The following is a 10,275-nucleotide window of genomic DNA, read 5'->3' as shown; positions in this document are numbered from 1 at the left end:
CATCCCGAACTCAGCAGTGAAACGATGCATCGCCGATGGTAGTGTGGGGTCTCCCCATGTGAGAGTAGGTCATCGTCAAGATTAAATTCCGAAACCCCAATTGCGAAAGCAGTTGGGGTTTTGTTTTGCCCGCAGGAAAGTTTTTTGCTTAGCCTGCGAACAAATTTGCACAGTTATTTTCCAATCAGAACACTAGAATAGCCCCACCTTTTTCGGAGCCAGAGCCTTTATGTCAGAGTCGGTTGACGCCCCCGGGCTGTCAGATTTACCGCTGGAAGACTTGGTGGCCTGTCACGAGTGCGACTTGCTGATGCGCAAGCCAAAACTTGCCCATGGCGAGAAGGCCCTCTGTCCACGCTGCGGTTACGAGCTATACGCCCATCGCCATAACGTGGTGCAGCGTAGCCTTGCCCTGGTAATCGCGGCACTGCTGCTCTACGTACCAGCGAACTTTTTACCCATCATGGAGCTCAATCTACTCGGGCAATCGTCGCACGACACTGTCTGGAGCGGTGTGGTCGGTTTGTTCAACACGGACATGCAAGGTGTATCGATCGTCGTATTCCTGTGCAGCATGGCCATACCGTTAATCAAATTGCTCTGCCAGTTGATCGTATTGCTAACAATCCGCTTCAACATCGGTCGCAGCTACGGTTTGTTGCTCTACCGCATTTACCATCACCTCAAAGATTGGGGAATGCTTGAGGTCTACCTCATGGGCGTACTGGTGGCGATCGTCAAACTGGCGGACATGGCGGCCATTACTGTCGGTCTCGGCCTGGTGTGTTTCATTGCGTTGTTGTTGGTACAGGTCTGGCTGGAAGTGGTGATGTCACCGCATCAGATCTGGCAGTCGTTATCTGGAGAGGATGCTCATGCGGGCGATTGATGCGGGCATTCTGATTTGTACCGAATGCCACGAATTGAACAGGCAGGAAGCGGACACCGATGAGCAAACCTGCACTCGATGCGGTGCATTGGTTCATGCTCGGCGTCCAAACAGTCTGGCCCGAACCTGGGCTCTGCTGATCACGGCGGCAATTATCTATATTCCGGCCAATGTGTTGCCGATCATGACTGTCAGTTCTTTGGGGCAAGGCGATCCGAGTACCATCATGTCCGGTGTGATCCAGTTGGTGCAGCACGGCATGATTCCAATTGCTGCCGTGGTGTTCATCGCCAGTATTCTGGTGCCGACTTTCAAATTGGTCGGCATCGCCCTGCTGCTGTTTTCGGTGCAACGACGTCAGCCGTTGTCGGCCCGTCAGCGCATCTGGATGTACCGCTTCATCGAGTTCATCGGTCGCTGGTCGATGCTCGATATTTTTGTGATCGCCATTCTGGTGGCGGTCGTCAATTTCGGCCGGCTTGCCAGTGTCGAAGCAAATCTTGGCGCCATCGCTTTCGCCACCGTGGTGATTCTGACGATGCTTGCCGCAGTAACTTTCGATCCCCGACTGATTTGGGATAACACGGAGTCGGACGACGACCATGACTGATTTGCCCGTAGCGAAAACCCGACCGGCCTCGAACTGGTCTGCCATTTGGGTACTGCCTCTGATTGCGCTGATCATCGGCGGTTGGCTCGGCTGGCGTGCCTATTCCGAAACCGGTATCGAGATCCAGGTTCGCTTCGAAAGCGGCGAAGGCATCCAGGCCAACAAGACCGAGGTCATGTACAAAGGCATGTCGGTCGGTAAGGTGAAGGCGCTCAAACTCGACGACGAAGGCAACTCCAAGGGAGTGATTGCCACGGTCGAGATGAACAAGGACGTCGGGCAGTACCTCAAGACAAGCACTCGCTTCTGGCTGGTCAAACCCAGCGTGACCTTGGCGGGTATTACCGGTCTGGAAACCCTGGTGTCCGGTAACTACGTGGCAATCAGCCCCGGCGAAGGCGAGCCTGCGCGCAAGTTCAAGGCGTTGGCTGAGGAGCCGCCGCTCTCCGACGCCAAACCCGGTCTGCACCTGACGATCAAGGCTGATCGCCTCGGTTCGCTGAATCGCGGGAGTCCGGTGTTCTACAAGCAGATCAAGGTTGGCCAGGTGAAAAGCTACCTGCTTTCGGAAGATCAAAGCACGGTCGAACTCAAAGTCTTTATCGAGCCGACCTACGCCAAACTCGTGCGCAAACACACGCGTTTCTGGAACGCCAGCGGCATCAGCATCGATGCCAATCTGTCCGGAGTAAAAGTGCGTAGCGAATCCTTGGCGAGCATTGTTGCCGGCGGTATCGCCTTCGCAACGCCAGAGAACCGCAAGGACAGTCCACCGACAGATCCAAGCCTGCCGTTCCGTCTCTATGAAGACTTCGATGCCGCCGCTGCCGGGATTCGGGTCAAGGTTAAACTCAGCGACTTCGAAGGCCTGCAGGCCGGCCGCACGCCGGTGATGTACAAAGGTATTCAGGTCGGCAACATGAAAGCGCTGAAAGTTGATCCGGATTTGAACAGCGCCACAGCCGAGCTCACCCTTGATCCATTGGCTGAGGACTATCTGGTCGATGGCACTCAGTTCTGGGTGGTCAAACCGTCGATTTCCCTTGCCGGTATCACCGGGTTGGAAGCGCTGGTGAAAGGTAACTACATCGCTGTACGCCCGGGCGACAAAGGTGCGGCACCGAAACGCGAATTCGAGGCCAGGCCAAAAGCGCCGCCGCTGGATCTGCGTTCGCCGGGCCTGCACCTGGTGCTGTTCACCGATGCCCTCGGCTCAATCGATGTGGGTAGCCCGATTCTGTACAAGCAGGTCAAGGTCGGTTCGGTGCAAAGCTACCAGTTCTCCAAGACCAAGAAGCAATTGGTCATCGGTGTGCACATCGATAAGGAATACGAAAACCTGGTCAATGCCTCGACCCGTTTCTGGAATGTCAGCGGTATCACACTGACCGGTGGTTTGACGGGCGGGATTCAAGTGAAGAGCGAGTCATTGCAGACGTTGATGGCCGGCGGTATCGCCTTCGAAACGCCGCAGGCCAAGGCGCCATTGCAGAAGCGTATTCCGCGCTTCCGTCTGTTCGCCAACCATGACGACGCGAATCAGAAGGGCGCCGTGGTGACGATCAAGGTTGATCGCGCCGACGGTTTGCGCAGCGGCACACCGGTTCGCTTCAAAGGCCTGGATGTCGGCAAGATCGAAAGTGTCGACCTGACTGACGATCTGCAATCGGTCATCCTCACCGCGCGCATCACTGAAGTGCCGGAGAAGATTGCCCGCGTTGGCAGTCGGTTCTGGGTGGTCAAGCCGGAGTTGGGTTTGATGAAGACATCGAACCTGGAAACCCTGGTGACCGGTCAATACATTGAGGTGCAACCGGCGGCGAAGAACCTCGGCCCGCAGAACAACTTCGTGGCACTGGCCAATGCGCCGGAAGTGACCAAGCAAGAGGCGGGTTTGAGTCTGGTATTGAGCGCTGCTCGCCGTGGCTCGCTGAAACCGGGTGTGCCGGTGACTTATCGTGAAATCACTGTGGGTAAGGTCACTGGTTATGAACTGGGTCAGACCGCCGACCGGGTGTTGGTACATATCCTGATCGAGCCGAAGTACGCGCCGTTGGTGCGCAGTGGCAGCCGGTTCTGGAATACCAGCGGTGTAGGCTTCGATATCGGTCTGTTCAATGGTTTGACGGTACGCACGGAGTCGCTTGAGACGGCGATCCAGGGTGGCATTGCCTTCGCTACACCGGATGGCGAGCGCATGGGTAATCCGGCGCGTCCTGAGCAGACGTTCCCGTTGTTCGACAAGTTTGAGGATGAGTGGCTGACTTGGGCGCCGAAGATTTCGCTGGGTAAGTAAGCTTGCGGCGACTGCACTGCCGTCATCGCGAGCAGGCTCACTCCTACAGGGGAGCGCATTCCAACTGTAGGAGTGAGCCTGCTCGCGATAGGGCCCTAAAAATCAGCACAAACCCCAAGCCATAAAAAAGGGCCGCGATCCAAACAGATCGCGGCCCTTTTTATTGCCTTCAGTTAATGCCGGTCAAACCGCATCCATCTGCGGTTCATCCGCTTCAACATTCAGCGTCGCCTTTACCACATCATGGCGACGGATGTACTTCCAGTCCGCCTCGTCGATGTAGATCCCCGCTGGGCCGCTGCCGCCTTCCAGGTCGATGGCGACACTGGCGCAGACCTGCGGCTTCACGCTCGCCAGAATCGGCACAAAGCCCAGTTGCAGGCTGGTTTCCAGCAATGCGGCCTGGTTCTTCTCGTCGATGTCCGCCGCCTCGTCGAGGTAGTACGGCAGGCGTACGCGACCGGCCAGATCGCGATCCATCAAGTGCAGCAACAAGTACATGTTGGTCAGCGCCTTGATGGTCATGGTGGTGCCGTTGGACGCCGCGCCGTCGATGTCGGTGTGAATCACCGGTTGACCGTTAACCTTGGTGATCTCGAACGCCAGTTCGAACAAGTCCTTGAGGCCGAGCTGGTTGTGGTTTGCCGCCACCAGCCGTGCCAGGTATTCCTTGGCTTCTTCGTTCTTGTTGTCCTGCTCGGCGCTTTGGCTCAGATCGAACACTGACAGTGTTTCGCCTTCTTCGTACTGACCGGCGCTGTGGATGATCTGGTCGATGTGCTTGAGCGCTTCCTTGTTCGGCGCCAGCACAATGCGGAAGCTCTGCAGGTTGGAGACCTGACGCTTGTTGATCTCGCGGTTGAACAGCGCCAGTTGATGCTCGAGGCTGTCGTAGTCGCTGCGGATGTTACGCAAGGTCCGGGCGATGTCGGTGACCGCAGCACGACGGGCCTTGCCCAAGGTCAGGGCTTCGTCGGTACGGTGCGCGTAAGCGTTGATCAGCAGTGACAGACGGCGCTCCATGTCGTCTTCGCTGTCGAACTTGGCCACGCCTTTGAGGCGCACTTGCGCATACAGCGCTTCGATCTGGCCATCGGCGCGCAGCAGGCCCTGCCAACTGTCCTGGTAGTCGTTGAGCAGCGGCAGCAAGTTGTCCATCGAATCGTCGACAGGGTCCATGAACGGCGTACCGAACGGCAGATCCGCCGGCAGCAGTTGGCGGCGGCGCAGAGCGTCGTCGAGGGTACGTTGTTTGGCTTCCATGTCGGCGATCTGCCGGCCGACCAGTTGCAGCTTGGCCGACAGTTGCTGGACGCGCTCGGTGAACGCATCGCTGGAGCGTTTGAGCTCGTCCTGCGCGCCTTCCATTTGCGCCAGTTGTTCGAGCTTGTCGCCTTCTTCGGCGCTCAAGGTCTGGGTGCGACGGAAGTCTTCCAGCGCTTTCTGCGCATCCAGCACCTGCTGGTACAGCGCTTCGGTCTGGGTCTTGCTCGCGGCGCGGTCGGCGGCCACGGCTTGCTGGGTTTTCAGTTGCTTGAGCTCTTTTTCCAGACGCTCTTTCTGATCACGCAGCGCGGCGCGGTCGGCCAGCGCTTGCAGGGCCGGCGGCTCGATGTGCGAGATGTCGATCGACAGCCCCGGCACTTCGAAGCGTTCGCCCTTGAAGCCATTAAGGATCAATTCAACCGATTTGACCCACTCGCCATCCTCGTCGAGGGTGATGCCGTGTTCGCCCAGCGGCAGACTGAACAGCGCGCTGTTGAACAGACGCATCAAACGCTCGACGTCCTGTTGCGAGAACTCTTCGCGCAGGCGCGCATAGCTGTTGTTGTCGGCGTGATCGAGTTGCTGCTTCACCGACTTCAGGCGTTTTTCCAGATCGCGTAGACGCTCTTCCAGATCTTCGGCGCTGAACTGACGGGATTGCGCCAAGGCGCCGGCCAGTTCGTCGTGGGCGTCTTTGGCCGCCAGCAGTTGCTGCTCCAGCACTTTGACGTCGTCGACCAGTGCGAAACGGTTCTTCAGAACTGACAGCTCGCCGAGCCAGCGCTGGATACCGGATATTTCCCGCTCCAGACGCATCAGTTCCTGAGTGCCGCCACGCTGATTGTTTTGCAGAGCGTCCTGCTCGCCACGGTAGTGGTCGGCCTGAATGGTCAGCTCTTCTTTGCGCGCACTGGCGTAGTCCGACCAGGTGCCAAGCAACGAGTCGAGCAACGGCGACAGGCGATGCAATTTGCCGCGCAGCACGTCGCGTTGTTTCACGCCGTTGGCCAAGGCTTCAACCAATGGGCCAGCGGCAACCAGCGAGTTGTAGTCCTGTTCCATACGACGCACGTCGCGGAACGCTTCTTCGCACGCGGCGATGTAGTCGACGCTGCCGGAACGCAGGCTGTGTTCGAAGGCATCGAGGAACAGCTGCTTGAGTTTGGCCGCAGTGATTTCGCGCATGTGCAGCAGGTTGATGAACAGCGCGCGGAAGGTCTTCAGGCTCTGCTCGCTGGTGGAACGCAGCGGGATCAGGGTCAGATCCAGCGGGATCGACGTGTGACCGCCGACCAGCAAACGACGCAGTTCGTCAGGTTTGAGCTCGTAGGCTTTCAGGCCTTCGCGCTCAAGGTTGCTGAACAGCTCTTTCTGACGCAGGCAGGTGTCGTTTTTCTGGTAATGAGCCAGATCGAGTTTGCCCGCGTAGGCGAAGAACTGGTGACCGAAACCGCCGCCCGGGCCGCGACCGACCACGCCGATCACGTGCGGGCCGTGGGGCAGGTTCACTTCAACCAGGATGTAGCTGGTGTCGGAAGCGAAGTAGAAACGCCGCGATTGTTCCAGGCTGTACTTGCCGAAACTCATGTCCGACATGCGCGCCAGAATCGGGAACTGCAAGGCGTTGATCGACGCCGATTTACCGAGGTTGTTCGCGCCGTAGACCGACAGTGGTTCTTCGAGCGGAAACAGGCCGAGGCTGTAACCGGCGGTGTTCAAAAGGGCAAAGCGGCGGATGCCGTAGCGTTCCTGGCTCATGCGTCGGACTCCTGTTCTTCGGCAATGGCGCGGGCCAGTGCGTCTTCTTCGCTTTCTTCATCAAATTCGGAAAGATCGAGCGGATCGTCGGTTTCGAGGAATTTCGCCTCGGCGGCTTCGTCGATCAGCACTGGCGCCGGCAGCGGCAGAACGCTGTGGACGCTGGCGGCCAGATCGCGGTCTTGCTGCACCGACAGGCACACGTCGAGGAAACGGTGCATCGGTGGCAGGAACCGGTAGACGCCGTTTTCTTCGCCAGCGAAACCCAGTTGAGTCATGCGGCGCATGATTTTTTCTTCCAGCTCTTCAACCGTCTGCACTTCGGCCTGAATAAACAGGTCGCGGTACTTCTCCAGCAACGACGGCAGTTCTTCGCGGCCGAGGCTGCCGCCGTCGAGCACGGCGATCGGGTCGCGGCCCTGGTCGGCCAGATGCTCGACGAGGATGAAGGTGAACAGCGCAAGACGCTGGGCAGTCTTGTTCACCGCCGCCGCGGCCATGTCCGGCACGAAGTAGTAGAAACCACGGGTGTCACAGACCAGTTCAAAACCCAAGGCCTTGAACAGCGTGCGGTACTGATCCTGGAAGTTCGAAAGTTGTGTGTACAGCTCCGGGTCGCGGCGGCTGACGTGGTAGCCCTTGAACAGTTCGCGGAAGATCGGCGCCAGTTGGGACAGTTCGGAGAGATCAAGATGCATTGGGGATGCTCGCAGAATCCTCGGCGGCGGTGTCGCGGGCCGAGAGCAGGGCGAAGGAGCGCAGGCTGACCTGGTGCTCGTGAGTGTGGTATTCGCGGCGTTCCAGACGCTCGCGCTTGAAGCGTTTTTCCCGCGACAGGCGCGAGAACCAGTAGAGCAATTCGTCGGTCGCGCCGTCCGGTTCCTGCTCCAGCAGCCAGGTCATCAAGTCCGGCATCGGCAGGGATTCTTCGCAACGATCGACCATCTCGCGCACGGTGCGCGGCGCACGTGGGGCCTCGCCCTTGTGAGTCTTGTGCGCCTTGGGGAAGCGCGCCGGTTTCGGCTCGAAACGCGCCAAAGCGTAAACGTAGGCTTCAACCTGACTGGCGCTGCCGAGGAAGGTGCTTTGCGGCCGGGTGAACAGTGGCATCGCGGCTTGTGGCACGGCGTCGATGCCTTTGCGGCGGATCGCCGCCAGGGCCAGCGCGGCGCCACGGGTCACGGCGTTGTGCCGACGGGCTTCTTCACGCAGCGGCAGCAGCAGTTCGCGGGCGTGACGCAAGGTCAGTTGGGCGCTGGTCTGCATTTCGAGGATGCGCGCGTGGGTGCGCAGCAGCATGTCGTCATCGACCAGATGGCCGAGGCGCTGTTGTTCGCTGAGCATCTTCAGCAGCACGGTTTCGACCTTGCGCACGCCTTGTTCGAAGGCGCCGTCGGCGTTCACCAGATCGATCATCGGCTCGACGTATTCGTCCCAGGTCGCCAACACTTCGGCGTAACGCTGACGCAACGGAATCTGCCGGTCGCTGGTTTTCGCCCGTTCAGCCACGGCCACCAGCGCCTGTTCGTCGTTGTCGAGCTTCTTCAATACGTCGCGCACGCGCATATCGAGAAGACGCAACTGACGGGCGAGGTCGTTGCCATCGCGGATGTCGAACGCGTCCTGGATGTAACCGGCCAGACGTTCGAGGTGGCGCAGATAGGCTTCGATTTCCAGGCACAGGCCCAGACGGTGCTCACGGCGCAGGTAGGCGAGGAAGTCGTGGATCTGCGCGTTCAGCTCGAAACGGTTCGGGCTTTTCGCCACGGGCACCAGGATATCGAGGCGAATCCACACGTCGAGCAGGCTGGTGATGTCCTGCGGCGTGCTGTCCAGTTGTTGGGCGGCCAGTTGCGTGCGCAGTTCGTTGAGGCTCAAGGTGCCTTGGTCGAAGTGCTCGCACAGTGGCTCCAGAAGTGCCCAGTGTTCAGCGAGGGCGCGCAAGACGCGCTTGGGTTCGATCATCGGAATGGCCGGCTGGTTGGCGATTAAAAGCCGCGATTGTACTGCATCACGAAGGATGCGATTCACTCTCGGGACGGGCTGTCGCTTTTGTTTAGGTCAAGACTATCGATCAACAGCGGGCGATCTTTAGCGAAGGGCGGTAGAATCAGCGCACTTTCAGTTATCCACAAGTGGCCGACCCTTGCTTATCGAGTCCCGCCGCCGCGCCTATTTGAACGCCATGCAGGTGGTCAATTGGCTGCCGCGCACCGAATTGCCCTTCGCCGCCCCGTCGCGGCCCGAGCTGCTGGATATGCCCGAGCCTGAGGTTGAGGTGCCGGTGCTGCTGGCTCCGCAGGCCGAAGCTTCGGTGCAAGCGGCTGCAGCGCGTCCGGTCGAGCGGGCGAAGATCGAAGTGCCGCGGCCCTCGCTGGCGAGCACCCGCACCGGCGCCAAACCGGTGGAAGAAGTCGACGACACACCGGTGGTCGCCAAACCAGCCCCTGTGCCGCCACCGCGTTTCGCCCTGCAATTGCTGCGTGCCGGGCGTTGTCTGCTGCTGGTGGAGTTACCCACAGGTGAACCCTTCCAGAGTCGCGACCCCGCTTATCTGCTGCTGAAAGACATGCTGCGCGCCGCCGGTCTGCCGGATGCACCGCAGATCGTCGGCGAACCAGTGCGTTGGCCGTGGCTCAATCGCGGCACGATGGATCAAGGCCCGGACGCGGCGCGCGACTTTGTGCAGGGTTTCCTTTCCGTGCAGATGGAAGCCGCGCCTTGTGCCTGCCTGTGGCTGATCGGCCTGCCGGCAGTGCGTTTTGCCGGTGAGGCGGACGCCGAAGCGTTCAATCGTGAATTGCAGATCGAAGGCCTGGGCTCGGCCTGGGCCCTCCCGGGTCTGGAATTATTAATGGAAGAGCCGCAGCGCAAAGCCGCTGTGTGGCAAGCCATGCGTCGGCTGATGGCGCGCTGGAAAGAATCGAATGAGTGAAGCTGTATCGTTCCGCCCGATGACCGAGGCGGATCTGGACACCGTGCTGAAGATTGAATACGCGGCGTACAGCCATCCATGGACCCGCGGGATTTTTCTCGACGGCTTGGGCAAGTACCAGATCTGGCTGATGTTCGAAGGTCAGCAGCAAGTCGGCCACGGCGTGGTGCAGATCATTCTCGATGAGGCGCATCTGCTCAATATCACGGTGAAACCGGAAAATCAGGGGCGTGGGCTGGGGCTGACGTTGCTGGAGCATTTGATGTCGCGGGCGTATGCCGCCGAGGCTCGCGAGTGTTTTCTCGAAGTGCGCGACAGCAATACCGCGGCGTTCAAGTTGTATGAGCGTTACGGCTTCAACGAGATTGGCCGGCGTCGGGATTATTATCCGGCGGTGGGTGGGCGTGAAGATGCGGTGGTCATGGCCTGCACCTTGGTTGATTGAATACTGTAGGAGCTGCCGCAGGCTGCGATCTTTTGATCTTGATCTAAAAAAAAAGTCAAAAGATCGCAGCCTGCGG

Annotated in this window: 8 protein-coding genes; 5 read left to right on the top strand and 3 right to left on the bottom strand. The window is 59.3% G+C overall.

The genetic code is table 11. The features are described from left to right. The first annotated feature begins 229 nt into the window (after positions 1 to 229). The 3 genes from IAI51_RS27495 to IAI51_RS27485 are packed head-to-tail and all read left to right on the top strand — an operon-like array spanning position 230 to position 3,795. On the top strand, positions 230 to 889 hold the full coding sequence (locus IAI51_RS27495; RefSeq protein WP_187681337.1) for a paraquat-inducible protein A: 660 nt from the start codon (positions 230 to 232) through the stop codon (positions 887 to 889). Next, positions 876 to 1,499 (top strand): paraquat-inducible protein A, encoded by a 624-nt coding sequence (locus tag IAI51_RS27490; protein ID WP_187681336.1) that lies wholly within the window; start codon positions 876 to 878, stop codon positions 1,497 to 1,499. Before IAI51_RS27495 ends, IAI51_RS27490 begins: the two co-directional genes overlap by 14 nt. After that, positions 1,492 to 3,795 carry an intermembrane transport protein PqiB gene (locus IAI51_RS27485; protein WP_187681335.1) on the top strand — a complete coding sequence of 768 codons (2,304 nt, stop codon included), beginning with the start codon at positions 1,492 to 1,494 and terminating at the stop codon, positions 3,793 to 3,795. Before IAI51_RS27490 ends, IAI51_RS27485 begins: the two co-directional genes overlap by 8 nt. A 183-nt stretch (positions 3,796 to 3,978) precedes the next feature. Here the strand turns inward: IAI51_RS27485 and mksF are convergent, their stop codons facing one another. The 3 genes from mksF to mksB are packed head-to-tail and all read right to left on the bottom strand — an operon-like array spanning position 3,979 to position 8,784. After that, entirely contained in the window at positions 3,979 to 6,819 is a 2,841-nt protein-coding gene (gene mksF / locus IAI51_RS27480) for an Mks condensin complex protein MksF (protein WP_187681334.1), read from the bottom strand. Then, positions 6,816 to 7,517: an Mks condensin complex protein MksE gene (mksE, locus tag IAI51_RS27475; RefSeq protein ID WP_187681333.1), complete on the bottom strand. Its 702-nt coding sequence runs from the start codon at positions 7,515 to 7,517 to the stop codon at positions 6,816 to 6,818. Before mksE ends, mksF begins: the two co-directional genes overlap by 4 nt. After that, a complete protein-coding gene (gene mksB, locus IAI51_RS27470; protein ID WP_187681332.1) occupies positions 7,507 to 8,784 on the bottom strand; it encodes an Mks condensin complex protein MksB in 1,278 nt (425 codons plus the stop codon). Before mksB ends, mksE begins: the two co-directional genes overlap by 11 nt. Positions 8,785 to 9,004: 220 nt before the next feature. Between mksB and IAI51_RS27465 the strand changes: the two genes are divergently transcribed. Together IAI51_RS27465 and rimI are read left to right on the top strand one after the other, a co-directional pair. Beyond that, positions 9,005 to 9,754, top strand: coding sequence for an energy transducer TonB (locus IAI51_RS27465; protein ID WP_187681338.1), 750 nt, complete (start codon positions 9,005 to 9,007; stop codon positions 9,752 to 9,754). Next, positions 9,747 to 10,199 carry a ribosomal protein S18-alanine N-acetyltransferase gene (rimI, locus tag IAI51_RS27460; protein WP_187681331.1) on the top strand — a complete coding sequence of 151 codons (453 nt, stop codon included), beginning with the start codon at positions 9,747 to 9,749 and terminating at the stop codon, positions 10,197 to 10,199. Before IAI51_RS27465 ends, rimI begins: the two co-directional genes overlap by 8 nt. The last annotated feature ends 76 nt before the right edge of the window (positions 10,200 to 10,275 follow it).

The organism is Pseudomonas sp. N40(2020) (genome assembly GCF_014472415.1).
Classification (GTDB): domain Bacteria; phylum Pseudomonadota; class Gammaproteobacteria; order Pseudomonadales; family Pseudomonadaceae; genus Aquipseudomonas.
This window is presented reverse-complemented; position numbering and strand designations above follow the sequence as displayed.

Bases quoted from the DNA above. Each gene is read 5' to 3' on its own strand.
- IAI51_RS27495 (WP_187681337.1), top strand. From the start codon at position 230: ATGTCAGAGTCGGTTGACGCCCCCGGGCTGTCAGATTTACCGCTGGAA.
- IAI51_RS27490 (WP_187681336.1), top strand. From the start codon at position 876: ATGCGGGCGATTGATGCGGGCATTCTGATTTGTACCGAATGCCACGAA.
- IAI51_RS27485 (WP_187681335.1), top strand. From the start codon at position 1,492: ATGACTGATTTGCCCGTAGCGAAAACCCGACCGGCCTCGAACTGGTCT.
- mksF (WP_187681334.1), bottom strand. From the start codon at position 6,819: ATGAGCCAGGAACGCTACGGCATCCGCCGCTTTGCCCTTTTGAACACC.
- mksE (WP_187681333.1), bottom strand. From the start codon at position 7,517: ATGCATCTTGATCTCTCCGAACTGTCCCAACTGGCGCCGATCTTCCGC.
- mksB (WP_187681332.1), bottom strand. From the start codon at position 8,784: ATGATCGAACCCAAGCGCGTCTTGCGCGCCCTCGCTGAACACTGGGCA.
- IAI51_RS27465 (WP_187681338.1), top strand. From the start codon at position 9,005: ATGCAGGTGGTCAATTGGCTGCCGCGCACCGAATTGCCCTTCGCCGCC.
- rimI (WP_187681331.1), top strand. From the start codon at position 9,747: ATGAGTGAAGCTGTATCGTTCCGCCCGATGACCGAGGCGGATCTGGAC.